Source organism: Microcoleus sp. FACHB-68 (genome assembly GCF_014695715.1).
GTDB lineage: Bacteria > Cyanobacteriota > Cyanobacteriia > Cyanobacteriales > Oscillatoriaceae > FACHB-68.
The window spans coordinates 1,180,296-1,206,577 of record NZ_JACJOT010000008.1 but is presented as its reverse complement, the minus strand read 5'-3'; the positions used below and the strand labels follow the sequence as shown (position 1 = coordinate 1,206,577).

Genomic DNA, 26,282 nt, shown 5'->3' with positions numbered 1-26,282 from the left:
TAAGATAATAATTTTAGAAAATTTCACAGGGATTTAGGATTGATAGCAATGTCTAAACGGATTTCTCGCCGGCGGTTTCTGAAGCATAGTCAAGCTGGAATTCTCGGTCTTTCGACTTTTGGCTTGGTGAGCTTGGGATGTAATTCTCGCGCTTCAGGACAGTTAAAAACCAATGTGCCGGCAGAAAAATTAATTACCGATCTTCAACAGCAAATTCCTCAACTCATGCAAAGATCCGGGGTTCCGGGCGTTGCCGTTGCAGTTGTTAGGGATAGAGAAATTCTCTGGAGTCGTGGCTTCGGCGTTAAAAATACAGACAGTGGGCAACCTGTTAATGAAAATACCGTATTTGCTGCCGCTTCTTTAAGCAAGCCGGTGTTGGCTTATGCTGCTATGAAATTGTATGAGCGGGGCGAATTAGACCTCGACGCTCCTTTAACAAATTATACGGCTAAACCTTACATTTCTGATCCCAGAATTTGGAAAATATCAGCGCGATTGGTATTGTCTCATACAACGGGATTTCCGAATTGGAGTGGAGATGAGCCGGTGTGGATAGATTTTACTCCCGGTTCAAAATTTAGCTATTCAAGTGAAGGTTTTCTTTATTTACAAAGTGTTATAGAGCGCATAACAAGGCAACCGTTTAATGAATATGTAACCCGCAACGTCTTTGCGCCTCTTGGTATGACAAACAGCAGTTATATTTGGAGAAGTTCTTTTCAATCTTTAGCGGCGAACGGACATGATAGGGATGGCGTTCCGTTTCCTGTAGGTAAACCCTCTCAAGCAAACGGTGCCGGTAGTTTACGCACAACTGCCACCGACTACGCAAAATTTTTAATCGCCATGATGGAGCCGGCAGTGAATGATCCTTTCCGACTCAATGAACAAAGTTTGGAGATAATGCTGCAACAAAACAGCAGAATTAGTCAGTCTTTGGGTTGGGGTCTTGGCTGGGGTTTAGAACGCACCAATGATGGAGATTTTTTCTGGCATTGGGGAGATAGCGGCATCTTCAAAAGCTTTACTTTGGGTTCCAAAAGATCTAAAACTGGAATGGTTATTTTAACCAACAGTGAAAACGGATTGAGAATTTGTGAAAATATTGTTCGGTTGGCAATTGGGGGACAGCACCCTGCCTTTTCTTTTTCGATGATTGATTACTGAAATCCTTAAAAAATGAAGTTAGCCACATCCCCTAAAAAAGTTAAGCGGCTGAAACGAAGATTTGCGAGAGTGGCAATTCTAGGAATTGCTACTTTTATCCTATGGATTGGATATTTAGCCGGCAGCATCTATTTCTACGGCAGTCAAACAACAACTGAGAAAGCAGATGCAGCCATTGTCTTGGGTGCGGCAGTTTGGGATACGGAACCGTCACCCGTTTTTAGAGAGCGCATCAATCATGCAATTACGCTCTACAAAACGAATCAAGTTAAAAATATTATTTTCACCGGCGGACAAGGGGAAGTCTCCGAACAGGCAGAATCAATCGTGGCGAAAGATTATGCAATTGATCGGGGAGTTGCAGCAGCAGATATTTTGACTGAAACGCAGTCACGAACAACGTTTCAAAATCTCTATTATGCGAAACAAGAAGCTGAAAATAATCAGTTAAGTCAATTTTTAATCGTCAGCGATCCGTTGCACATGAAACGAGCGATGCGAATGGCGCAAGATTTAGACATGAAGGCTAAGTCATCTCCAACGCTAACGACACGATATAAAAGTTTTTCGGCTCAATCGGAGTTTTTGAGACGAGAAACATTGTTTTACAGCTTATATTTAATCAGACGGTTATTTGAAATGCCGGCTCAAAATCCTCACACCTTTTAACTTTATACAAGTTATTAAAGCAGAATGGTTGCACCCGGCATCTTGTCTGCCGGCATTACAAGATCGCATTAATAGATGATTCTGGCATCATCAGGAGTTTAGAGTCAGCAAAAAAAGTTTAGCTAACCGGAATTTGCGATTAACCGGCACCGGCAGGCTTCACAGAGGCATCATCCTCATGCCGGCTGCTGCATCAAACTTTCCTGCGGCCAGAGCATAATCTCTTCCAGATTGTCCCATGCCGGCGCAAAAGGTTGCATAGCTAAGGAACAAGACTTCCAGCTACCTTGCACCGGCACATCGAGTAGCTGGCAGTGACCCCCTCGGCGTCCTTCGATGCTGTAGAATCGGCAATTGCGACAAGTGGAGGTACAAGGGCTACTGGTTTGCATAAAAGTTATCGCTCGAAAGTGATGTTTATACTATGAAGCTTTTTTTTCGAGCGAGAAGTAGTCTAGGTATCAAAAAAGGGAGAAAAAGATTAAAAAAATCTGTTACTTAAAATTTATAAGAAACAGTGATAAAAAAAATTTCGATTGCTTATAGGATTCACAATCTGCCAAGATGGCATTTTTTATTTCGTTTATATGATAAAGTCCGGTTAATTAAGGAAATTGACGAATTAATTCGTAAAAAACTGAAAAGCTTTAAGGGAAAGGCTTAGACGCGCTAAGCCCCTAAGCAAAATTCACAAGTTACAATCCAAACTTGCTCGGATCTAGCAAATTTCTCTCCCACGATCCCCAAACCGTGAAAATACCGTTGATTTCTGATCCCCTTTGCCTCTTTCCTTCAATTGCAACAGGCAAGTTAAACCGGCAATCGTCCATCAGCCGGCTATTTCAGAAGATCGCAAGAACGACCACAATTGAGAATCTGTGAAATCAGGAATCACCATTGTTGCACCGGCATCGAAGAGGTTTTGCGGAGGATGAGTGGAAGCAATGCCAATTGTATAAATGCCGGCAGCCACAGCCGAACGAATTCCAGAGGGAGAATCTTCAAAGGCAAGTGCCTCTTCTGGCTTCACACCCAACCGGCTAAGCGCCAATAGATAAGGAGCGGGATCGGGCTTTCCTGCCGGCCCATCTTCCGCTAAGATAACCTGCGGGAAAATATCAATGAGTCCCAAAACTTCCAGCATAAACTCAGCATTCGCACGCGGGGCATTCGTCACAATCGCTCGTTGCAACCGGCACTCTTCTATCCAAGCGATCACGTCAGCAAGTCCAGGCAAACATTCAAGTTCAGTTGCCAGCCGGCGGAAATGAGCCTCTTTTTCATCCGCAACCCGCTTGCCTTCAGATGCCGTCAAGTGTGGCAAAATGTCTTGAACAATCACCGGATTGAGACGACCACTAATCCGGCTTTTATAAAACGCCTGATCAATCTCTAAATCATACGTTCTCAGCAATTCTTGCCAAGTTAAGAAGTGAATTGGGTCAGTATTTGCCAAAGTTCCATCGAGATCAAAAAGTATTGCCGCCAGCATCGTTTCTCACCCATTCCTTAAGTGTTAATACCGAGGCTAATTATCGCCCGGAATTAGCAAAACTCAAGTTAAATTCCGCACCATTCCCATCTATGGGAGTGCCGGCTTAGATTGAGCTTGCTAAAATAACCGCAATTAATCTCTCCCACTCTCACTCAGCACTCTTTCCTCGCGCCTAATGCTGCGATCGCCACACCGGCAAGCAAAACCGCCGCACCTCCCAAAACCGGCACTGGGGGCACTTCCCGAAATAGCAGATAGCCGAGGAGACTCGAACCCACCGGCTCAAACAAAATTGCCAGCGTCACCAAGGTGGGTGAAATCCAGACAACTGCCCAATTAAAACTGGTGTGGCCAATCAACTGAGGAAAAATGGCCATCAACAGCAGGTAGAGATAAACTTCTCTCGGATAACCGATGTAGCCGGCTCCAAACATCGGCGGCAGCGGCAAAAGCACCAGCGCTGCAACCGTGTAAGCCACTGCCACGTATCCCCCTATGCCCAGCCCTCGCCGTTGCGCCTCTCGCCCTAAAAGCAAATACAGACTAATAGCGACCGAACCCAGCAGTGCCAGAAAATCTCCCCATAGCGGGTTGCTGCCGGCATCAGCCGAACCGGCATCTGCAAAACCGATACACAAGCCGCCGGCGAAAGCGATGGCAATACCAGCCGCTTGTTGCGCGGTGGGTTTCTCCTTAAACCACAGCCATGAAAGAATAGCCACCCAAACTGGATTGGTTGTGACGAGAGCGGTAGAAGCTGCAATGGAGGTGTAAGAGAGCGAAGTAATCCAGGTGGCAAAGTGCAGCGCCAGAAAAAACCCCGCCATGCCGGCAAAACGCAAAGCACCCCGATCTAGCCGGTTAAACTGAATACGTCGCCACGTTGGCAGCAAAATCAGGCCGGCAAGCGCCAGACGAGAAGCCGCCAAAACCAGACTGAACCCCACACCCCCAGCGCCGGCTGCTGCAATTGCTAGGCGTATAAAAATTGCCGCCGTCGAGATGGCCAAAATGCCAGCAATCAGAACCAGCCCCACTTGCCAACGAGCCGGTCGCTCGGCTAGGCTCATCACTCAATACCTGTGCCAAATTCTTCCATTGTGCCCGATCCTGAGCGCTTTTTTAACCCACAGTCACGCACAGGTTAGCGCCAAGTCTCCAGGGGAAACCACAGGCAGATTTGAGCGATTCTTAGCTATTTTTCGCCAAAAACCCCTTGTCAATTCCTTTGTGTGCTTTTTCGTTTAAAAAACTCTAAGCCAGCAATTATTGAATTGATTTTTAGAATCTAGACCCGCAAATCTGCTGCACCGTGGCTTCAGGCTGATTCCGATTCTTCTCCCGGCATATCAAAATTTGAGCTAACCGTTGCTCCGCATAATACTGATGAACGAACCAACCGATAGGGGCACCGGCAATTGCCCCAATAATCAAACCCGTAAGCAGGCTAGTAATCAGGTCTTTTCTCCTGATATTATTTTCATTCACTCGCGTTTCCATCTTTCAAGCCTCCACAAATCCCCTCTTTTAAGAGAATCAAATGAGAAGGCGACTCGCGTCCCTCTAAATGCTTATTTTATAATTTGTCGAATTCCTCTCTTTGGGGGGTTCCATTCAAAATTTTTCTTTTGTCGTTTGTGAAGTGAATTTCTCAAACACTCTCGTTCTGCTAACGTCTAAAATAAGAAATCTTTTGGTTTTAGAGAAGTGTTATCATTTTGCGTGAATTGTTGCTGCCGAGAAGGCCGACTGTCTTAACCCTACAACGATTAACGACCTTTGAGCGCAGACTTTGTGCGTCAGCCATCCGCCCCCATTAGTCTCTGGCCGCTAGTCTCTAACCTCTAGTCCCTATATAGGTAGGAGCATCTACGTGAAAAACAATCGAAACCGTCATCAATTTTGGCTGTTGCCGGCCTGTTGTATTGCTGGAATTGTAATGGCGCTGCTTGTGGGTTTGCTGAGCCGGTCGCCGGCAATCGCTCAAGGGAAAAGCGCTCCGATAACAGCCTTCAGTGCTACTGTAACTTCGCCAGGATCGGAACTTTCCTTAATCAGCCACCCGCAAGATTATTCAGGGAAGTTACTAGCTGCCAAAACCACCGAACGAGTCAAAAAAATCGTTTCCTCAGTTTCTAAGGCTCCGATCATTTTAGATGGTCGAGAACTGTTTTTACTCAGTCAAGCGGGAGATTATCCAGCCGAATTTCGCGCTGAGTGGATTAATACTCAACTGAAACAGGCAGCTCAATCTTCCGTGCCGGTGACAGTCAAGGTGGAAGAACGTAACCAATTACCAACAATTTTACTGAATGATCAGTATTTGCTGACGGTCACCCAACTCGATGCAATTGACGGCATGACGGCAACAGAACAAGCGGAGATTTGGGCGAAACAAATTCAGCAAGCACTGCAACAAGCTCAGCAAGAACGCAGCGCCGACTTTATGCAAGAAGCGTTAATTCAAGTCAGCGCGATGGTCATGTTTGCGCTGGCGCTTCATTGGTTTTTAGGGCATATTTGGCGGCAGTATATCGTTTCAGGATTGCAAAGACTGATGCCGGTGCCGGCAGGTTCGAGTCCTGACTCTCATAAATTGATGGATGTATTGCTTAACCTCACCCTAGCGAGTGCGCGCATGGGTTTATGGTTAGCCACAATTTTTAATATCACCAATTTATTTCCCCTAACGCGTCAATGGATTTACCGGCTCACAAACAGCCTCGGTGCAACGTTTACTTCCCCGATCCTCACCCTTAGTCAAAACGATTACACGGTGACGGATATCCTCATTCTAATGGCTCTACTTTTTGGAGTCGTTTTTATTTCTGGAATCGCCACCAATCTGGTAAAATCTCGGATTTTGGGACTCACCGGCTTTAATCGGGGCGCACAGGAAGCTGTTGCCGTCATTATTAAATATAGCTTAATTATTTTGGGCACTTTAGTTGTGCTGCAAATTTGGGGGTTAGATATTAGTTCCTTAACCATTCTCGCTAGTGCGCTCGGTGTTGGGATTGGTTTTGGTTTTCAAGATATCGCCAAAAACTTTGGCAGTGGTTTAGTCTTAATTTTTGAGCGCCCAATTCAGGTGGGAGACTTTATTGAAATCGGAACCTATATGGGCACAGTCGAACGAATTGGGGCACGCAGCACCCTGATCCGAACGCTCAATAATATTTCCATTATTGTGCCAAATTCCCGCTTTTTAGAAACCGAAGTGATTAACTGGAGTCATCACAATCCAGTTTCACGGTTGAAGTTGCCGGTTGGGGTGGAATACGGTTCAGATATGAAAAAAGTTAAACAAGCATTGTTGGATGCCACGAAAGATCATGAGGGTGTCTTGCCCTTTCCTGCACCCCAAATTTTATTTAAAGGGTTTGGGGAGAGTTATCTGGATTTTGAATTACTTGTGTGGACAAAAGAACCTAGCAAGCAATATCTTCTCAAAAGCGATATCTATTTTCGCATTGAAGAACTTTTTCGGGAGCAAGATATCAAAATTCCTTTCCCACAACAAGATTTACATTTACATTCTGAAGATTTGCCCTTGAGCTTGTCGCCAGAATTGGAGCGTCTTATATCACGTCTGTTAGAACGCTTAGGAAATCAGAAAAACGGATCATCTGATGTGATAAAGAACGCAGAACGCGATAGAATTGAGCGGGATTGAAAGCAGGTTTTGTCATCTCAAGAGTTTCCCCTAAGAGCGGATATGGCTTGCCTCTACCAATATTTAGAGGTTGCCGGCATAAGATAATTAGAAAAAGGAAAAATTACTATTTATGAATAAAAAAACTCATGGCGTGATTGCAGCCGGCCACCCAAAAACAGCAGAAGCCGGCGTTGAAATGTTGCGACAAGGCGGCAATGCTTTTGATGCCGCAGCCGCTGCAATTTTAGCATCTTTTGTCACTGAATCTGCCTTAACTTCGGCTGCCGGTGGGGGATTTCTTTTAGCACACACGCAAGATAACCAAAATATTTTATTTGATTTTTTTACCCAAACTCCTCGCCAGAAAAAACCTGAGTCAGAATTAAGTTTTGCTCCGATTGAAGTTAATTTTGGCGGAGCCGTGCAAGAATTTCATATTGGGCTTGGTTCTATGGCAGTGCCGACCAATCTTGCTGGGGTGTTTTACGTTCAAAAAAAGTTAGGCAGATTACCCTTAAAAGCAGTTGCAGAGCCGGCAATTCACTATGCACAAAACGGCATAGAACTCAACGATTTTCAAGCTTACTGCTTAACACTCCTCAACCCGATTATGCTGGCTTCTGAAGAAAGCCGCAAAATATATGCTCCCACCGGCAAGCTTATTCAAGCCGGCGAACAATTATCATTCCAAGACTTTGCCAAGACATTAACCTATTTAACAGAAAAAGGAGCAAGGGAATTTTACGAAGGCGAAATCGCTGATCAACTTGTTAAAGATTGCCAGGATCAAGGTGGGCATTTAACCTTAGAAGACTTGAAAAACTATCGCGTTATCGAAAGAACCCCGCAGATTATAAATTATCGAGGCAATACTTTACTAACAAATCCTCCGCCGAGTTCTGGAGGCACACTGATTGCCTTTGCCTTAAAACTGCTATCCAATGTTAATCTAGAAAATCTAGAATTTGGCAGCACTCGTCATTTGCAACTATTAGCAGAGGTAATGCGTTTAACAAATGATGCCAGAAAACATGGTTTCGATGGAAATCTTTATCAACAAGATGTTGCAGATAATTTTTTAAACTCCTCTCATTTATCAAATTCGATAAATCAATTAACAGAAATTTCCAGTAAATGGGGTAGCACAACCCATATCAGCGTAGTTGATAGTGAAGGAAATGCTGCCAGTGTTACAACTTCCAATGGCGAAGGATCGGGTTATGTCATTCCCGGCACCGGCATTATGGTTAATAATATGCTGGGTGAAGAAGATTTAAACCCGCAAGGATTCCATAAGTGGCCGGAAAATGTACGAATTTCTTCGATGATGGCTCCTACTATTGTGTTAAAAGATAATCAACCAGAAATTGTTTTGGGTTCAGGTGGATCGAATCGGATCAGAACTGCGATTTTACAAGTCATTTCCAATATTATTGATTTTAAGATGCCGGTTGATAGGGCAGTGGATAGCCCTAGAGTTCACTGGGAAAATAATGTTTTTAGTTTGGAACCGGGATTTGCCAGCGAAGAAATTAAGAATTTAGGGATTAACTTTAGTAGTCAGTTAGTTGAGTGGCAGAAAAAGAATATGTTTTTTGGGGGAGTTCATACAGTTTTGGAAACTTCGGAAGGAGATATTTCAGGGGCAGGAGATCGGCGAAGAGGTGGTGTGATTCGAGAGGTTTAGGTTTTTTTAATGGAAATGAAAGATTTTGTATTTGTTGATCGTAATAAAGTTTAATATTTTGAATCGCAGATGATAGCGCAGCGTGGCGCTAGCCATACGCAGATAAAATTAACGGTTAGAGGAATGGGTTGTGGCTTTTTGAGAATTTTATAACAAGTTAAATTTTTATGTTTTTTAACCACAGATGGACACAGAGAAACACAGATGCCGTTGAGGTTTTTTTGGCTGGAGGAGAAGTTTTTAAGATGAGGATGATGCTTTTTATTTTATTATTTCTGGTTTACGCATTCGGGTGGAGGTGAGGGGATCGGTGTTTCATTGAGTAAAAATTTATTTTGCCAAAGTTCTAAACTAAAATAAAATTGCCGCTCAATATCGATAATCGGATTTCCAACAAATTGTACAACTTGAGAGTCGCAAGCCGGGGGCCGAAAGTTTGTTAAATATTCTACAAATTTATAGGGTTGTCCATTATATTGTTTAGCATCTTCAGGGTTTAATGTGAACACCGTGTTATGTGTGTTACAGCCTTCTTGGTAATTGTGTACCAAACAAAGCACGGTTCGATCACTCACCCGCCCCATTGTAAACAGCAAATTTTTCAAACTACCGTTGTTCTGAGTTACTTTCTCACTCAAGCGTTGTGAAAAACTGTTGCAAGCTTCTTGAGGAGGTATGTCAGAACTAAAATTATGCTGGCTCCAGATAAATAAAGCCGCTTCTCTTTCACCGTTTTGTGCAACAGTAATCAAAAATTCATTGCTGTAAGGAATACATTTAAAGATAGTTGCTTCTGGTGAATTTCTTGTAGGGCTTGGAGGTGAGACAACTGGTTGAGCTACAGTTGAATTAACTCCCAAGACGGCAAAAGTCAGAGAAGCGATTAGAAAATTAGCAGTAAACTTAAAGCACATCAATAAAGGGCACCAACTTCTCCCAAGTTGCCAGCTGATATATTATGTTGTCGTTTAAATAATCCTGGTGTTCCTCAATTCACCCTCACAACCGGCACCGGCATCAAGCGCCTGCCGGCAGCGACACCGCCTCTGCAACGGAGTTTGAGTTTAATCAGTCACTTTCTGTTTCCAGAGCGCACCGACGCTACAGAGGTGCCGGCAGGGTGCGTGTATCTCAAACCGGCTTTTGCTGAGCAGTTTTACAGTAAAAACGCCGGCACTCCTCAGGGAAAATACACAGATCAGCACGGTGGCTAGACCGGCAAAAATCTTGAGCACATAATAGTTTTAGTGCGAGATCGCATTTTCGCCAGAACCGTCGTATTTTGCAGTAGCGACTCAGTGCTAGGCTCGTGAATAGGTGGCACACACCGAGGATAAAGGAATGGAACAACAATGCCACGATATCGCGCAAACGCTCGGTGTCATCGTTTGGGAAAGACAAACAACCACCTTGCAGTTTACCTTTGTGAGCCGGCAAGCCGAGCAACTTTTGGGCTATTCTGTCCAGGAGTGGCTCTCAAACCCGAATTTCTGGACAAACCTGATCCATCCAGATGAGCGAGATCGTACCCTAGCTTTGTATCATCAAGCCATCTCTGAAGGAAAGCCACAAGAAATTGAGTTCCGTGCCGTGGCAGCCGACGGGGGTGTGGTGTGGCTGCGTGATAGACTCAGCACTGTCAAAGACACCCAAGGCAACCTACAACGCCTCAGCGGTTTTCTCGTAGATATCCCAGATCGCCAGTCAGTAGAAAGAACATTACAAAAAAGCGAACAGCGCTTTAGTATCTCAGTCGAAAATATGCTCGACTGTTTTGGTATATATAAAAGCATTCGAGACCAATTCGGTCGCATCACAGATTTTCAAGTCGAATATATCAACGCCGGCGCTTGTGCAGATCACCTATTTAGCAAAGAAGAAAAAATTGGTAAGCGACTGGGTGAATTGCTGCCGGCATATCAAGAAACCGGCTTATTTGAGGAATACTGCCAAGTCGTAGAAACCGGCATTCCCCTAAGCAAAGAATCCCTGATCTACGAAGATGTATTTAACCAACAACGCCTCGTCAAAGCTTATGAGATCCGCGCTAGCAAACTAGAGGATGGTTTTGTTGTAAGTTGGCGTAACATCACACACACCAAGCAAATAGAAGAAGAATTACACCGGCGCGAACGAGAAATTAGAACCATTGTTGAAAATGCCCCCCTGCTCATCGCCCGCATAGACAGAGAATTTCGTCACGTTTACGTTAACCCCGCCATCGAACAAGTAACCGGCATCCCCCAGCAAGAATTTGCCGGGAAAACTCACCGAGAATTAGGCACCCCAGAAGCAGATTGCGCGATGTGGGAAGCCTGTTTTCAACAAGTATTTACCACAGCTCAACAGATGAGCTTTGAATTTGAGTTGCCCACGCCCAGTGATGGCACACACTACTATTGCTCGCGCATGGTGCCAGAATTTGCCTTAGATGGTTCAGTTGAATATGTCTTGGGTATTGCCTATGACATCACCGCCCAGAAACGAACTGAAGCTGCGCTGCGAGAAAGCGAATCCCGCGCCAGACGCATGATAGCCTCGAACTTGATCGGGATTATGTTCGCAGACTTCACCGGCAAGATCATAGAAGTCAATAACGCCTTGTGCGAGATCCTGGGATATACACCAGAAGAGGCGCTCTCTGGAAACCTGAACTGGGTAGAACTAACACCTCCAGAATATCGGCCACTCGATCTGCACGCAGTTGAGGAACTGAAAACAATAGGAACCCACACGCCTTTTGAAAAAGAATACATCCGCAAAGACGGCACCCGCGTGCCGGTTTTGGTGGGAGCTGCTTATCTAGGAGGATCTGACGAAATAGGCGTGGGCTTTATCCTGGATCTAAGTGATCGCAAACGAGCCGAAGCAGAACGTGATCGCTTCTTCGAGGAGTTGGAGTCCAAGGAGAGACTCTTAGAAGCTGTATTGCAGCAAATGCCGGCCAGTGTCGTCGTCGCCGAAGCCCCTTCGGGGCGTCTCGTGCTGATGAATGAGCAAGTGAAGCAACTCGTGCGCGGCAATTACCAAATACTTGACCAAGTCGAAGACTATTTGCAGTACGAAATCTTTCACGCAGATGGCCGGCCTTACACAGCCGAAGAAATCCCCTTGGCAAGGTCTATCAGAACAGGAGAAGTGGTAATAAACGAAGAGGTGGAAATCGTGCGGGGGGATGGCAGCCGTGGCACGATGATTGCCAATTCCGCCCCGATTCGGGATGGTTCTGGGCGCATTGTAGCCGGCGTCGGCACTTCTTATGACATCACCGAGCGAAAATTAGCTGAGGAGAACTTGCGAGCCAGTGAAGAGCGATTTCGCACCTTTTTTGAAGCTTCACCCATTGGAATTGTTGTCGCTAATTTGGACTATCAAATCGTTAATGTCAATCCAACTTTCTGCGAAATGTTGGGGTATACCGCAGAAGAATTAACCGAGCTGACATTTGTTGATATTACCCATCCCGAAGACATTGACTCAGATATGCGGCTGCTTGAGCAACTATTTGAGAGAAAAATTTCTACTTATCAGTTAGAAAAACGATATATCAAAAAAAATCAAGAAAGTTTGTGGGTGAATTTAACCGTGACGCTGGTTCGGGACGATAACGCTGAACCGCTTTACGGATTTGGCATGATTGAGGATATCAGCGAGCAAAGAGCCGCCTCAAAGCGCATCCAGCTTTATGCAGACATTGTTAAAAATGTGCCGGTGGGCTTGAGCGTTTGGCAACTGGAAGATAGCAAGGATCTGGGTTCTTTTCGGCTGATAGCAAGCAATCCCGCTGCCCGTCAATCGAACGGGATAGCGATGGAAGAGTTGATCGGAACCACATTGGCTGAGAGTTTCCCGCTAATGCTTGAGACACAATTGCCTCAAGATTATGCAGAAGTCATTCACACCGGCATTGCCAAAGACTTTGGAGAAGTGCTTTACAGCGATGAACGGATTACTGGGCAATTCTTTTCTATCAAAGCATTTCCCCTGCCCGATCGCTGTGTGGGAATAGCCTTTGAAAATATCACTGAGCGCAAACAGCTAGAGCAAGCGCTGATCCAAAGCGAAGAAAGTTTTCGCTTCCTCGCCGACTCGATCCCCCAGCTAATCTGGACGGCACAACCCGATGGCCAGTTAGATTACATGAACCAGCGTGTTGCGAACTACAGCGGATTAAGCGTTGACAACCTGATCGGCTGGGGATGGCAACAGATGCTGCATTCAGACGATCTCCCCCACAGTCTTGATCGCTGGCAGCACTCCTTAACCACCGGCACGAAGTACGAAGTTGAATTTCGGTTGCGGCACTCAACCGATGGGCAATATCGCTGGCACTTGGTACGAGCGTTACCTATGCACGACGCACAAGGCCAGATTATCAAGTGGTTTGGAACTTGTACAGATATTGAGGATCAAAAGCGGGCCGAACAAACCGCGCAGTTTCTATCGCAAGCGAGTACCCTGCTGGCTTCTTCCCTCGACTACGAAACGACTCTCTCCAGCGTGGCGCGTTTAGCGGTTCCCACTCTGGCAGATTATTGCGTCGTCGATATTGCCGAAACCAACGAGGTATTCCGCCGGGTGGCTGCAGTTCATCCCAACCCAATCAAAGAGCAGCTAGCGCGTGACATTGAACAGCGCTACCCAGCCGGCCCGAATGGGGAACACCCCATCGTGAAGGTACTGCGTACAGGGCAATCACAACTGTATCCACAGATGCCCGATGAAGTATTAGTTGCCACTGCCCTAGATGCAGAACACCTAGAGATGCTGCGCTCGTTGGCGATCAAGTCTTATATGAGCGTGCCACTGATTGCCCGTGGGCGGGTATTCGGTGCAATTTCCTTTGCCATAGCCGAATCAGAGCGTCATTACACTGCCGCCGATCTCGCCTTGGCTGAAGATTTAGCCCACCGCGCTGCTGTCGCCATCGACAATGCGCTGCTTTACCGCGAGGTTCAGGAGGCAGAACGTCGCAAAGATGAGTCCTTAGCACTGCTCAACGCCTTGCTGGAAAGTGCGCCGGTTGGGTTTGCCTTTATGGATCGCGATCTGCGCTTTGTGCGCCTCAATCGTTGCCTCGCAGAGATCAACGGCATTCCTTTGGCAGATCACTTAGGGCGCACCCTTGAGGAAATTTTGCCGGCAAAAACAGCATCCATCACCAGAGCACTTCACCGGCAAGTCCTTAATACCGGAGAGCCAATTTTAAATGTAGAAGTGAGTGGCGACACACGCGCTGCTCCTAATCAGCAGCAGCGCTGGTTGGCAAGCTACTACCCGATCCGTTCCGGCAGTGGAGAAATCTTAGGCACGGGTGTCACCGTGGGGGATATTACTGAACTCAAGCGGGTTGAGGAAGCCCTGCGGCAGAGTGAAGAGCGCTTCCGCTTGTTGTTTGAAAACGCACCAATGGGCATCTCCATCGCGCGTAACGGAGTCAGTTTGTACGCCAACCCTGCTTACCTCAAGATGTTTGGCTACAGCACTCTCTCTGAAATGCAAGGCAGACCGCTGCTCAATGATATTGCGCCCCAGTGCCGCGAGGAGATCACTGAAAGAATTCGACAACGAGAGCGAGGGGAAACCGTTCCGAATAATTATGAAACCCTTGGTCAAAGAAGGGACGGCTCGGTGTTTCCTTTTCAGGTTCATGTTGCCCGGTTTGAGTTACCGGATGGGCCGGCTACGACTGCCTTTATTCGTGATATTTCTGCCGCTAAACAAATCGAGTCTGAACGTGCTCAGCTTTTGGTTCGAGAACAGCAAACCCGGCATCTAGCTGAGCGCACCGCTGAACGGATCGCCGGTTTGCAATACGTGACTGCCACCCTTTCAGAAGCACTGACAGCCTCAGAAGTGGCAGATGCGATCCTCACTTCCGGATTAGCCGTACTGGATGCAAATGTCGGACTCGTCTCTTTGCTCAATGAAGCCGGCACAGAATTTGAGAATATCCGGATCGTGGGCTACCCGCAAGACGTTGTGGATGCATGGCCCCGTTTTGCAGCGGATGCGCCCGTACCCATTGCTGATGCGGTGCGGCACAGGCAGCCGATTGTGCTGGAAACACAGGCAGAGCGTAACGCCCAGTATCCCCATCTAGTGTCTGTCCATGTAGAAGCCACGGCCACTGATGGCGCTTTAGTTGCCATCCCGATGATCGTGAACGAGCGCGTTGTAGGCGGAATCGGTTTGGGCTTTCCAGAGGATCGGCAATTCAATCAAGATGACCGTGCTTTTATGCTGGCGCTGGCCCAGCAGTGCGCCCAAGCCCTAGAGCGAGCGCGTCTGTTTGAAGCTGAACGATTAGCCCGTGCTGCTGCTGAAACGGCGCTAGATGCGCTCAAGCAAAGCGAAGCCTGCTTCCGCACGATGGCAGATAACTCACCGGCATTTATCTGGATGGCCGGCACAGATGGGCAATGCACCTATTTCAACCAGCCTTGGCTAGACTTTACCGGCCACACCCTAGAAGAAGCACTCTCCCTTGGTTGGTATGAAGGGCGGCATCCTGACGATGTACAACCTTGTGCGGAGGCGTGTAGGGTGGCATTAAACCGGCTGGAAGGCTTCCAAATCGAATACCGGCACCAACGAGCCGATGGTGAATACCGCTGGATTTTCGATACCGGCGTGCCGCTTTACGCTCCCGATGGCAGTTTTGCCGGCTACATTGGCTCTGGCATCGATATCAGCGAACGCAAGCAGGCAGAGGAAGCGCTGCGCGAGAGTGAATCCCGCTTTAGACGCTTGGTAGAGTCCAACGTCATCGGCGCGATCTTTTGGGACACCACCGGCAACATTACCGATGCCAATGATGCCTTTTTGCAGATGGTGGGCTATACCCAGGAAGATTTGCGAGCCGGTAAAGTCAACTGGAAAGACATGACCCCTGCTGAACATCTGCATCTCAGTGAGGGGGCAATTGCTCAGATGAAGCAGTCTGGGGCAGCGAGTCCCCTAGAAAAGGAATACATTTGCAAAGACGGCAGCCGCATTCCCGTTGTACTCGGCGGTGTCATGTTTGAGGGATCTCAGGATCGCGGGGTCAGCTTTGTTCTCAATTTAACCCAACTCAAACAAGCCGAGTCAGAGCGCCGGCAGAGTGAGGAACGCTACCGTCGCATCGTTGAAACGTCTTATGAAGGAATTTGGACAATTAACGCCCAAGGGTACACAGATTTCGTGAATCCTCGCATGGCTCAGATGCTGGGCTATACCGTGGAAGAGATGATGGGGCGTCCGATTTCTGACTTCACGAACGAGCCGGCCCGCATCGTATCCGAGGGAAATATTGAGGGGCAAACCCAAGGAACTAAAGCACTGAGTGAATGCCGGTGGCGTCGCAAAGATGGTTCTGAACTGTGGACACTGAATTCTAGCAACGCCATTATTAATGAGCGAGGAGAATTCACGGGCGAAATCGCCATGATTACGGATATTACTGATCGCAAACAAGCTTCTGAAAAGCTGTGGGAAACCAATCAAACCCTTAACAGCTTGATTCAAGCTTGCCCCTTGGGGATTCGGGTGTTTAATCTCAATGATGGGGTTGTAACTTTATGGAATCCAGCCGCTGAGCGGATTTTTGGCTGGAGTGAACAAGAAGCACTGGGCTGTTTTCTGCCTTCGGTTCCAGAAGACAAACGAGAAGAATTTCTAGCAAACCTCGCCACCATTAGCCAAGGAGAGGAATTAATTGGGGTAGAGTTGCGCCGGCAGAAAAAAGACGGTTCACCGATTGATATCGCCGTTTGGGCGACTGAACTGCGGGATGCAAAAGGCCAAAAGAGCTGTCTGTCAATTGTTGCCGATATTAGCGACCGTAAGCAGTTGGAGGCAGAACGCGAGCAACTTTTAGCTCGTGAACGGGAGGCACGCGGTGAAGCGGAAGCGGCGAACCGAATTAAAGATGAGTTTCTGGCGGTACTTTCTCATGAGTTACGTTCGCCGCTGAATGCAATTTTGGGCTGGGCGCAGATGCTGCGGACTCGTAACTTTAATGCAGCAACCATTTCTCGCGCCCTGGAAACAATTGAGCGCAACGCCCGCCTGCAAACTCAACTGGTAGAAGATTTGCTGGATGTTTCGCGCATCCTGCGGGGCAAAACCAGCCTGAATATAATGCCGGTGAATTTAGCATCCACCATTGAGGGGGCGCTTGATACGATGCGACCGGCTGCTGAAGCGAAGGCGATTAAAATTGAGCGATTGCTTGATCCAACGGTGAAGTTAATTTCAGCCGATCCAGGCCGGTTACAGCAGATTGTCTGGAATTTGCTCTCAAATGCGATTAAGTTTACCCCGTCGGGAGGGTGTGTGACGATCCGCCTTGCGGCTGCCGGTTCTATGGCTCAAATTCAAGTCAGCGACACCGGCATTGGCATCCCAGGCGATTTTCTCCCCCATGTTTTTGAGTATTTCCGTCAGGCGGATGGCTCAACGACACGGGCGCACGGCGGACTGGGTTTGGGTTTGGCAATTGTGCGCCATTTAGTCGAACTGCACGGCGGCACGATCCAGGCTGACAGTTTGGGTGAGGGACAAGGGGCAACCTTCACCGTGTTGCTGCCACTTTTGGAAAGGCAGCCGGTAGAAGAAAATCCCCCTGCACTCCTGCACTCCTCCTCTGCCTCTGCCCCACTCTCCAACGTCCGGGTGCTTGTCGTTGATGATGAAGCTGACACGCGAGACGTTATTGTTACAGCACTCGAACAAAGTGGCGCTGAGGTGAAGGTAGTGGCCTCCGTGAATACGGCATTTATCGCTTTACAGCAATTTCAACCCAATGTTTTAGTTAGCGATATCGGAATGCCTGAGGAGGATGGCTACTCGTTGATCCGTAAGGTGAGAGCTTTGGCTGCGGATCGGGGCGGCAAAATCCCTGCGGTGGCACTAACCGCCTACGCGATGGAAGAGGATCGCCGGCGCGTGCTTGAGGCCGGTTTTCAGCAGCATTTGGCTAAGCCGGTGGATACGGATGAGTTGATTCAGGTGGTGGCACGTCTGAGCCGGCAACTGGAGGATAATACTCAGGGATAAATCGAAGCGGCAAATCGTTTCAAACGCCACTCCAACTTTTCTCTTCAAGAGATGCCGGTGTTTGCTTCGGCACTAAAAATTTCCCAAACTGGGCATAAAGTGCCGGCAGCACCAGCAACGTTAATGCCGTAGAGGTAAATAACCCGCCCAGCACCACTACCGCCAACGGTTGCAAAATTTCCTTGCCGGCACCTGTGCCAATTACGAGGGGCACCATTCCCAATGCTGAAGTGAGCGCAGTCATCAAAATGGCTGCAAGTCGCTCTATCGATCCCTCAAATAGCACCTGTTTCAAGGGCATACCCATCGCAAACTTGCTGTTATAGTTTTCCACCAGCAGCAGTCCGTTGCGCGTGGCTACGCCAAACAACGTAATGAATCCCACCATCGAGGCAACAGAGAGGATGCCGCCACCCAAAGCGACAGAAATAATGCCGCCAATGATCGCTAAGGGTAGATTGATCATAATCATCAGCATTGCCGGTATAGATTTGACGGCAAAATACATTAAAACAGCGATAACGACAAGCGCTAAAGTTCCGAATACCAGCAAATTTTGCGTCGCTCGCTGTTCAGATTCAAACTGACCGCCGTATTGGATAAAATAGCCAGGAGGTAGTTGTACCGCTTGTTTCACCTTGGCTTGAATCTCATCAACCACAGAGCCTAAATCTCGACCGGCAACATTGGCAGAAACAACGATTAAGCGAGAAACATTTTCGCGATTGATGGTATTCGGGCCGGTTCCATAATCAATTTTAGCAACCTGTCCTAGGGGAATTTTCTGCCCGCTCGGTGTATCAATTAACAAATCTCGAATCGTATCTAAATTGCGGCGAGAATCTTCTTTTAGCCAGACTAATAAATCAAATAATTGCTGTTCTTTCAGCACTTGAGAAACCACTCGCCCATTTAATGCCGTTTCAATTGTTTCTGATAAGTTACCAATCGAAAGACCATAACGAGCGGCAGAGAGCCGGTCAAATTGAATTTGTAACTGTTTGATAGGAACTTGAGGTTCAAGCTGCAAATCCACGATTCCTTCAATTTCGCGCATGGCTGTTTGAACTTCAGCGCCAATTCTGCGTAATTCATCCAGTTCAGGGCCAAAGATTTTCACCGCAATTGCACTTCTAACCCCAGATAAAACTTCATCCATGCGGTGAGAAATAAAGCCCCCAATACTCGGCGCGACACCGGGCAATTTAGCAAATTCTTCTCTAACTTTCTCAACCGTTGCCTGCCGATTTCTCATCCCTTCATCGCTAATTTCGATATCAACGTGTCCTAAATTAACGCCGCCGGCATCTGCATCTCCCGGTGCACGTCCAGAACGTAACTGCACCGACTCAAACCGGCTGTCATTCTTAAGCGCGTCTTGAATGGCGAATCCCGCCTGATTTGTCGCTTCTAAAGAAACACCAGGATACAGCAGCATCGCATTAACAAGCGATCGCTCTTGAAACTCCGGCAAGAATACCCGTCCTAAAGAAGTTAGAACAATTAGGGAAGCGATAAATGAAGCAATCGCTATCATCAAGATAATCTTGGGGAAATTTAGAGAAAATTTTAGAAGAGGTCGATATAGCCTTTGAGAAAACCGCGAAACCCAGGTTTCATCTTCCGGTAATTGCTGCTTAGCTAACAAGATGGCACATAATGCCGGTGAGAGTGTCATTGCCACAAAGGTTGAAGCAAAAATCGAGATTAAATAAGCCACACCCATTGGCGCAAAAATTCGACCTTCAACTCCAGTTAGGGTAAAAATAGGGGCAAAAACGACAGCGATAATCACGGTTGAAAATATCACACTAACGCGCACTTCCACGGAGGTATCATAAACAATTTGGAACGGATGAACCGGCGTTCCTGCTAACTGATTTTTTCGCAATCCTCGGTAGGCATTTTCCATATCCACAATTGAGTCATCTACCACTGAGCCAATTGCCACGGCTAGTCCCCCTAGCGTCATTGTATTGATGCCTTGACCAAACAAATTGAGAATCATCATTCCAATTAGCACAGATAGGGGAATTGCGCTCAGGGTAATAATAGCAGTGCGCCAATTCATCAAAAATAGCAACAGAATAATCGAAACAATAATGATGCCATCACGTAAAGCACTCAAAACATTTTCAATGGCATCATCGATAAAATTTTCCTGCCGAAATGTGACGGTAAACTGAACATCTTGAGGTAGGCTAGGCTTAAGTTCTGCCATCGCAGCTTCAACCGCCTTCGTAACTGCCGGCGTGTCAACTTGGGGTTGTTTGTCGATCACCACCACAATTGCCCGCGCACCATTAATACTGCCATCACCTCGCATTAATGCGGCTCCAATTTCCACATCAGCCACATCGCTTAGTAATACGGGGGTGCCATTCCGGGTGGTAACAACGGATTGTTTTAAATCTTCAATTGAGGAAATCCTGCCAATTCCTCGAATTAATAATTCTCGATCTGGACTAATCAAAAAGCCACCGGCTGCATTGGTGTTAGCTGCTTCGGCTGCTTCCGTGACTTCTGCTAAGGAAACATTAAAGGCTTTTAATTTAGCGGGAATAACCAGCACTTGATACTGACGGATATCTCCGCCATAAACGACGACTTGAGAAATACCAGGAACGGCTAGCAGACGGTTGGTAATATCACGATCAACCAGTCTCCGCACTTCCATTAATGGCGTAGTTTCCGCCGTGAAAGCGTATTGCAAAATGGTGCCAATGGGGGAACTAATGGGAGAAATTTGCGGTTGCTCAACACTTTCTGGAAGTTTTTCGCTGGCTTGCTGCAATCTTTCTGTTACTAACTGTCTGGCTTGATAGACATTGGTTCCCCAGCTAAAAATTACTTTGACAACAGAGATGCCGGCAGCCGAGGAAGATCGCACTGTTGTTACGCCTGGAGTGCCATTGACGGCACTTTCAATCGGTAATGTGACGAGGGATTCCACTTCTTCAGGTGCTAATCCTGGTGCTTCTGTTTGAATCTCAACTTGGGGAGGAGCAAAGTTGGGAAAAACATCTAAGGGCATTTGCGTTAGGTTATAAGCGCCTAAAACGGTGACGATAATTGCCCCTAAGACAACCAACCAGCGCTGGACAATTGACCACTTGAGGATGGCATTAAGCATAATTTGTTTAACTAAGCGTTTGACTCTTGCCGCCTCAATACCTGCTTTGAAGGTGCGAGATGTGTTCGCCCAAGTAGTTATTCCTGCAACTTTTTAAGCCGGCATCAGTTGGCACCTAGAATAGAGTTTTTCATAGGAAAATGAAATTAGAATGAAACTTCTCTCCTGACAAACTTTTATAAAAATTTTGACAATATACAGCTATATAAAAAAGCCAGCTCTTGCCTATATTTTGACAAAGAGCCGGCATCATGCAGTTAAGTTGATAAAGTGCCGGTTTTTATTGAATTAAAATGATCGCTTCTTGAATCTTTGCATTCAGAGCGTCTTTTAACCCTAACTCAACTTTTTCCATTAACTGATCAAACGTCTCCTGATTCGCCGCCAGTTGTTCTTTGAGAACCTTCTCCAACTCTGGATTTATTTCCTTGCATATACTGTCAATTTTACTGTTACTTAACAAATTTGAACGCATCCAGCTAGGAACATCTAAATTTGTCTTAATCGCATCTTTAACACCCTGACGATTTAACTCCATTCCTGCCGCTAAAGCTGAAGCTCCATAAACTAGGGCGATTGGCCAAGTTAAATGTCCAGTTAAGATTAAAGTCAAGAGACTAGCAAGAGTGCCCCCACCAATCACCACATTGATGATAAATGACACAATTTCGGCAAGAATCGCATCTCCGAGCTGGAGTTCCGGATTTACGGCTGCCGGCGCGATTCCTTCCTCAAACCTTAAACTGCTTCTGGGAATCTGAAATTTTCGACAAATCGGATCGGTTTTATCGGCTAATTCAGGCTGAATCTTGCTATTAAACCAAGCGAGACATTGGCTGTTAATGAGAGCCTGAGTTTCATTACTTTTAACCCACTGCTCCGCTCGCTGTTTCATAGAACCTTCGAGATCAGATAAAGTCCTAATTTTGTTATTTTGCCAATCTTTTAACCCAGTTTTAACGATGGATTTAATTAATTCATCTGAAAGTGAATTGGTCAATAATTCTATTAAATTCGGCAGATTTTTTTCAATGAGATTTCTGAAAAAATTTGAATCAAATAAGTGATTCATTTCTTGTTTGAAAGCAGCAGCACGCAAATCCCATCTTCCCACTCGCGCTAAACCCAGCGCAATGCAGCGTTCAGGTTCTGGATCGGGACGAACTTGCGTTTCGGGTTCGGGAAATGTTTTTTCGCAAATAAGACGGGTAAACTTCATGCGAGATGCCCCACCTGTCATCAGCAAGACTTTTGGGGCAATGCCTTGTTGATCGAGCTTTTCTTTCGCCACCGTGACTGCTTCACGAAATGATTGAATCCAACTCTTTTTCCCTAATTCCGCTAAGGGGTGGTTTAAAATTTCCTCCATGATTGATTGATTGACTTGGGGGATAAAATAAATTTGTTCGTTAATCGACTCAAACCCCCGTGCAAAAGATTGAGGGGAACTGTAAAGCTGTTCGTTAGAAAAATAATCTTCCTTTGCTTTGCGGCAGGCAAGTTCACAGCGAGCTTTGTGATGTGAATATTGAGCAAAGACTCTCTCAAGTAATTCTTTTTGCTCGTGATTGGCAAGCGTGCGTTCAAAAATTGCTTTGTCAATTAAAGAAGCTCCCAGCTCATTACTGCCAAAATCTATAGGGATTTCGGATAAGCTTTTAACGAGGGTAAAATCAGTTGTTGAAGAACCAATATCAACAATCAGTACCGATGATGTCAGCTTGTTGTACTCAAGTTTACCGGCTTCCTTGGCTTGCATAAAAGCCGCTCGTGATTCTGGGATCACATTCAGCAGCGGAATTCCAGCTTCCTGAAGCAGCTTTTGGTACTCTTCACGATCTTCTAGTGACCAACCTGAAGGGCAACCTACATAAAAATAGCTGTTTTTCTCGCCTTGAATTTGCCGGCTTTCTTTCAAAAGCGAGTAATAGGTTTTTAAGAAACTTCGCAGGGTTTCTCGATAACTTGCATCTTGATTAGGTTTTTGCTTAAAAGCAATTTGAAGCTGAGTAACCCCAACTTGAATTAAGGCTTGCTCTCCCACAAGATAGCCAAGTTCAGGATGCCAACCTAGGGCAGTAATTTGATTTTTTTTATTGTTGACTTCCAGCATTTCTGGAGGCTCAATGCTCTCGATTACAGCTTTAGCGACGGCTGTTTCTCCATGTCCCAGATCGAAACCGATTGTTTCTAAAATTTCCATAACTTTACTAAAGATTTTATCCTGAGTTCAACGAATTCGGCTGACTGGGTATTAAGGTCAATTTCTAATTTTCCAACTTTAAGCAACTGCCGGCTCACCGCACAGTTTCATTATAACGATCACTTTGTGGAAGCGTTAGATTAGCCGGCTCAATCACTCGACCACGCCGCAACAAGCTATCACCTTTAAATAAGGCCGGCGTAATTGTCACGCAGTCTTTAGTGGCGGGATCAATGCTTGGCTCAAAATCAAAATACTCACGAGAATTTTTTGCCTCATGGGGCTGATAAATCTGAGCGCGAATTCCCTCTTCCATCAAAACTTGGGGCAACATTTTTGTTAGTTCAATTGCCATCTGGGGTTTATTTAGAACTGACGCGCCCCAAAGTCTTTGAATCAGCGTTAACAATTCTGGCAGTTCTTCTAAACCATTAGATTCAGGGTTTCTTTGAACATCTGTTGCCCGTGCAACTGCCTGATCGATTGTATTTAAAGCATCCGCGAGGTTGCCTAATAAAATTTGACTATCAACGCGCACAACCGGCAGAGTCGTTTCTGGAAGCAGCGGAACGGTTGAATTATTTTCGCTGGTTTTTTTGTCAAGTTTAAGGGCAACTTCTAAGCCAATGACAACCGACACCAATAAGGTCGGCATCCACACTTGCGGGTCATTTGGCATTAAGGAAATTAAGGAAGTTAAGGTTCCTGCGCCGGCAAGCACCTGCAAAACTTTTAAAATTAACTTATTCGGAGCTAACTTTGCAGTTGAGTTAGAAATTGATGAGGTGGGGGGAACCGAAAATTTAACCTCATTAGCCGCACTCAAAGCAGCAACAGACTGGCGCAGAGTTTCTAGAAAAAAGGAAGCCAGACGTATCTGAGTGACATTAAGATCACCCATGTAACTTTTTTCTAAATTATCAAGCCGGTTTTGAACCAGTTTTACGACTTGGTCAAGGCTGCCTGCCTTATCTATATCTCTCTGGAGTTCACTGCGTTCTTTGTCAAAAAGTGTTATGAGCGTTTTCATCGGGTTCTTTAAAACTTCAGCGTTAGCGGAATACTTATTCACAATATAGCGTCAGCTAGGTATCACCTTTCAAGCTCGGACGCTTCATGACTGAGTTCACCGCTAAGATTTTTCCAGCCTCTTTAAGTTAGTCTGCCATAGATGTTGGATGGAAAGCCGGCAACTGAACTGCCAGTCGTTCCATTGATCAGATCCCAGCTTTGAGATCCACCTTCTCGTAGATACTCATCGCCTAGGTTATACAGGTATGATCGAGCCAAAGCCGATGTAGGGATAACCCGCAACTTTAGCTAGAGAAGTCAATCGCGAGAGGGGGGAAATGCTGACAGTCGTTTTAATCGTCAATGCGCTCATCGCACTCTTGTGCCTTTATGTGGCATGGCAAGTGTGGAACTTGCGGCGGGTGCTGGCCAATGTCGCAGATACACTGATCTCAGTTGAGCGTAACACTTATGCCGTGCTGCATGGCGCACCCAATGCCATTATCAAAGGACAACGGGGCACTCGCCAGCTGCGAAAACAATACCGGCAACTGCAAACCCAACTTCAGCGGGCTGAGCAAGTGTTGGGCCTCCTAAGTTTAGGCCAAACGGCGTGGCGGCGTCGCTCAACCGTGGTGCGCCGGTTCAAACCCTGAAAAACAGCGGTTTCCCAAGCGTAAAAGGACGCAGTTGCTTCACCCATCATCCGCTTAGAGAAAGCCGGTGCGCGGATCAAGCGCTTCACACCTGTGCTAATCTACAGGCGAGTTTAAGGCGCTTTGAAGTATTTAGGAACGAGTGCCGAACGCTGTTATCAGCCGGACTCAACCCTTAGAAGCTTGAATCGCCCATCAAGACTCCTACAATTGGTGTAAGAATACAAACCGAACGATGTCAAATAACCGCTCAGGATTCTTTTTTGGGGGTGTGCTGTTAGGAGCCGCCATTGGCACAGTCACTGGCCTACTGCTGGCCCCTCGTACGGGCCGGGACACGCGCAAGCTGCTGAAAAAATCTGCAGACGCCCTACCGGAATTAGCCGAAGACTTGTCAACCAGCGTACAAATGCAAGCGGATCGCCTGTCAGAAACAGCGCTGCGGAACTGGGATGGCACCCTAACAAGATTGCGCGAAGCCATTAACGCCGGCATAGAAGCCTCTGGCAGAGAACGTCAAATCCTTAGCCAAACAGAAGCCGCAGGTTCCCCAGCGTCAAGTTCTCCGATGCGTGATGCCTACGGTGACGTAGTGACTAACTCTGCTGGAGAGGTAATGCCAACGGAAATGCCTCAAGAACGTTAAAGTTGAGTCTAGACAGACCCTTACAGACTGATTGCCCACCCCCTGCTACTTTCAACACAATTCTGTGATCGACCCCATTTTTTGGCTAGGACTGTCAATTTTGCTGGTTGCAGTCAGTTTAACTGCTGTTTTGGTGGCAGCCTTGCCGGCCTTACAGGAGTTAGCGCGGGCTGCGCGGAGTGTGGAAAAATTAGCGGAGACATTATCGCGTGAGTTGCCTCCCACCTTGGAAGCTATCCGCCTCACCGGCATGGAAATCAGCGATCTGACCGATGATGTCAGCGAAGGAGTTAACAGCGCCACCGATGTTGTCAAACAAGTGGATCAAACCCTTGGCAGCGCGAAGCAGCAGGCGAAAAAAGCGCAAGTCACCACTCGCAGCGTTTTTGCCGGCATCCAAACTGCTTGGAAAACCTTTACCCGTCCATCTGCCGGTTCAGAGGCCACTCGCCGGCCTGTAGGGCGTCTTCCAGCTTCTCAAAGACCCCCCTTCGAGGTTCGGGATCGCTTGAATTCCCCAGAGGAATCTGGACGCAACGGTGATGACGTTCCAAGCGGGCAAAACCCCAGTGCTTCCCGGTTACCGCCCCGCCTTGAAGATGCCGGTCAACCCGATTGGGAAATTGCCCCGCCTCCTGCTTCAGACATTCCCCCACCTGACCGTTAAAAATTAAGTTCAAAAAAGACATTTTTTGATTTTTAATGGTTAAGTTTTCCTGATTTTACTTTTTCGATTGAGCGATTCAGGAACCCACTCTTATCTTTCGGAAGTTCCCGCAACTCTTACGCTCAACTCGGATTACTTTCTTGCGGCATCTTAAGGGTGGACTCGCTCACTGATCCCCACATTTTCCAACGTTCAAATAATTTTTTCCAAGCAGTGAGATTTTGTCGAAAAATCAGTAAGTTATT

17 protein-coding genes are annotated in these 26,282 nt (G+C 46.7%); 9 read left to right on the top strand and 8 right to left on the bottom strand.

What is annotated here, in order from left to right:
- Positions 1 to 48 precede the first annotated feature (48 nt).
- Complete coding sequence (locus tag H6F73_RS13690; RefSeq protein ID WP_190759264.1) at positions 49 to 1,170, top strand: serine hydrolase domain-containing protein; 1,122 nt, start codon at positions 49 to 51, stop codon at positions 1,168 to 1,170.
- 12 nt (positions 1,171 to 1,182) lie between these two features.
- A complete protein-coding gene (locus H6F73_RS13685) occupies positions 1,183 to 1,839 on the top strand; it encodes a YdcF family protein (protein WP_190759263.1) in 657 nt (218 codons plus the stop codon).
- Between the two features lie 176 nt (positions 1,840 to 2,015).
- On the opposite strand, the gene H6F73_RS13680 is transcribed toward H6F73_RS13685, so the two are convergent.
- The 3 genes from H6F73_RS13680 to H6F73_RS13670 all read right to left on the bottom strand — a co-directional run bounded on the left by H6F73_RS13680 (position 2,016) and on the right by H6F73_RS13670 (position 4,404).
- Entirely contained in the window at positions 2,016 to 2,231 is a 216-nt protein-coding gene (locus tag H6F73_RS13680; protein ID WP_190759262.1) for a hypothetical protein, read from the bottom strand.
- 437 nt (positions 2,232 to 2,668) lie between these two features.
- Positions 2,669 to 3,331 carry an HAD-IA family hydrolase gene (locus H6F73_RS13675; RefSeq protein ID WP_190759261.1) on the bottom strand — a complete coding sequence of 221 codons (663 nt, stop codon included), beginning with the start codon at positions 3,329 to 3,331 and terminating at the stop codon, positions 2,669 to 2,671.
- Between the two features lie 155 nt (positions 3,332 to 3,486).
- Positions 3,487 to 4,404: a DMT family transporter gene (locus tag H6F73_RS13670; protein ID WP_190759260.1), complete on the bottom strand. Its 918-nt coding sequence runs from the start codon at positions 4,402 to 4,404 to the stop codon at positions 3,487 to 3,489.
- 803 nt (positions 4,405 to 5,207) lie between these two features.
- Between H6F73_RS13670 and H6F73_RS13665 the strand changes: the two genes are divergently transcribed.
- Positions 5,208 to 7,010: a mechanosensitive ion channel domain-containing protein gene (locus H6F73_RS13665; protein WP_347239535.1), complete on the top strand. Its 1,803-nt coding sequence runs from the start codon at positions 5,208 to 5,210 to the stop codon at positions 7,008 to 7,010.
- 112 nt (positions 7,011 to 7,122) lie between these two features.
- Positions 7,123 to 8,679 carry a gamma-glutamyltransferase gene (gene ggt, locus H6F73_RS13660; RefSeq protein WP_190759259.1) on the top strand — a complete coding sequence of 519 codons (1,557 nt, stop codon included), beginning with the start codon at positions 7,123 to 7,125 and terminating at the stop codon, positions 8,677 to 8,679.
- Positions 8,680 to 8,948: 269 nt separating this feature from the next.
- On the opposite strand, the gene H6F73_RS13655 is transcribed toward ggt, so the two are convergent.
- On the bottom strand, positions 8,949 to 9,539 hold the full coding sequence (locus H6F73_RS13655) for a COP23 domain-containing protein (RefSeq protein WP_190759258.1): 591 nt from the start codon (positions 9,537 to 9,539) through the stop codon (positions 8,949 to 8,951).
- Between the two features lie 81 nt (positions 9,540 to 9,620).
- Here H6F73_RS13655 and H6F73_RS13650 point away from each other — a divergent pair, with 81 nt between their 5' ends.
- Together H6F73_RS13650 and H6F73_RS13645 are read left to right on the top strand one after the other, a co-directional pair.
- Positions 9,621 to 9,893: a hypothetical protein gene (locus H6F73_RS13650; RefSeq protein ID WP_190759257.1), complete on the top strand. Its 273-nt coding sequence runs from the start codon at positions 9,621 to 9,623 to the stop codon at positions 9,891 to 9,893.
- A gap of 127 nt (positions 9,894 to 10,020) precedes the next feature.
- Positions 10,021 to 17,721 carry a PAS domain S-box protein gene (locus tag H6F73_RS13645; protein WP_190759256.1) on the top strand — a complete coding sequence of 2,567 codons (7,701 nt, stop codon included), beginning with the start codon at positions 10,021 to 10,023 and terminating at the stop codon, positions 17,719 to 17,721.
- A gap of 19 nt (positions 17,722 to 17,740) precedes the next feature.
- Here H6F73_RS13645 and H6F73_RS13640 read toward each other — a convergent pair whose 3' ends face one another.
- From H6F73_RS13640 to H6F73_RS13625, 4 genes are all read right to left on the bottom strand, one after another.
- Complete coding sequence (locus H6F73_RS13640) at positions 17,741 to 20,854, bottom strand: efflux RND transporter permease subunit (RefSeq protein ID WP_190759255.1); 3,114 nt, start codon at positions 20,852 to 20,854, stop codon at positions 17,741 to 17,743.
- Between the two features lie 280 nt (positions 20,855 to 21,134).
- On the bottom strand, positions 21,135 to 23,057 hold the full coding sequence (locus H6F73_RS13635; protein ID WP_190759254.1) for a plasmid segregation protein ParM domain-containing protein: 1,923 nt from the start codon (positions 23,055 to 23,057) through the stop codon (positions 21,135 to 21,137).
- A gap of 94 nt (positions 23,058 to 23,151) precedes the next feature.
- Positions 23,152 to 24,087, bottom strand: coding sequence for a hypothetical protein (locus tag H6F73_RS13630; RefSeq protein WP_190759253.1), 936 nt, complete (start codon positions 24,085 to 24,087; stop codon positions 23,152 to 23,154).
- A gap of 122 nt (positions 24,088 to 24,209) precedes the next feature.
- Positions 24,210 to 24,347, bottom strand: a complete 138-nt coding sequence (locus H6F73_RS13625) for a hypothetical protein (RefSeq protein WP_190759252.1) — start codon at positions 24,345 to 24,347, stop codon at positions 24,210 to 24,212.
- Positions 24,348 to 24,406: 59 nt separating this feature from the next.
- Here H6F73_RS13625 and H6F73_RS13620 point away from each other — a divergent pair, with 59 nt between their 5' ends.
- From H6F73_RS13620 to H6F73_RS13610, 3 genes are all read left to right on the top strand, one after another.
- Positions 24,407 to 24,724: a hypothetical protein gene (locus H6F73_RS13620; protein ID WP_190759251.1), complete on the top strand. Its 318-nt coding sequence runs from the start codon at positions 24,407 to 24,409 to the stop codon at positions 24,722 to 24,724.
- Between the two features lie 235 nt (positions 24,725 to 24,959).
- Complete coding sequence (locus tag H6F73_RS13615; protein WP_190759250.1) at positions 24,960 to 25,370, top strand: YtxH domain-containing protein; 411 nt, start codon at positions 24,960 to 24,962, stop codon at positions 25,368 to 25,370.
- Between the two features lie 64 nt (positions 25,371 to 25,434).
- Entirely contained in the window at positions 25,435 to 26,037 is a 603-nt protein-coding gene (locus H6F73_RS13610; protein WP_190759249.1) for a DUF948 domain-containing protein, read from the top strand.
- The last annotated feature ends 245 nt before the right edge of the window (positions 26,038 to 26,282 follow it).

Bases quoted from the DNA above. Each gene is read 5' to 3' on its own strand.
- H6F73_RS13690 (WP_190759264.1), top strand. From the start codon at position 49: ATGTCTAAACGGATTTCTCGCCGGCGGTTTCTGAAGCATAGTCAAGCT.
- H6F73_RS13685 (WP_190759263.1), top strand. From the start codon at position 1,183: ATGAAGTTAGCCACATCCCCTAAAAAAGTTAAGCGGCTGAAACGAAGA.
- H6F73_RS13680 (WP_190759262.1), bottom strand. From the start codon at position 2,231: ATGCAAACCAGTAGCCCTTGTACCTCCACTTGTCGCAATTGCCGATTC.
- H6F73_RS13675 (WP_190759261.1), bottom strand. From the start codon at position 3,331: ATGCTGGCGGCAATACTTTTTGATCTCGATGGAACTTTGGCAAATACT.
- H6F73_RS13670 (WP_190759260.1), bottom strand. From the start codon at position 4,404: ATGAGCCTAGCCGAGCGACCGGCTCGTTGGCAAGTGGGGCTGGTTCTG.
- ggt (WP_190759259.1), top strand. From the start codon at position 7,123: ATGAATAAAAAAACTCATGGCGTGATTGCAGCCGGCCACCCAAAAACA.
- H6F73_RS13645 (WP_190759256.1), top strand. From the start codon at position 10,021: ATGGAACAACAATGCCACGATATCGCGCAAACGCTCGGTGTCATCGTT.
- H6F73_RS13640 (WP_190759255.1), bottom strand. From the start codon at position 20,854: ATGCTTAATGCCATCCTCAAGTGGTCAATTGTCCAGCGCTGGTTGGTT.
- H6F73_RS13635 (WP_190759254.1), bottom strand. From the start codon at position 23,057: ATGGAAATTTTAGAAACAATCGGTTTCGATCTGGGACATGGAGAAACA.
- H6F73_RS13630 (WP_190759253.1), bottom strand. From the start codon at position 24,087: ATGAAAACGCTCATAACACTTTTTGACAAAGAACGCAGTGAACTCCAG.
- H6F73_RS13620 (WP_190759251.1), top strand. From the start codon at position 24,407: ATGCTGACAGTCGTTTTAATCGTCAATGCGCTCATCGCACTCTTGTGC.
- H6F73_RS13615 (WP_190759250.1), top strand. From the start codon at position 24,960: ATGTCAAATAACCGCTCAGGATTCTTTTTTGGGGGTGTGCTGTTAGGA.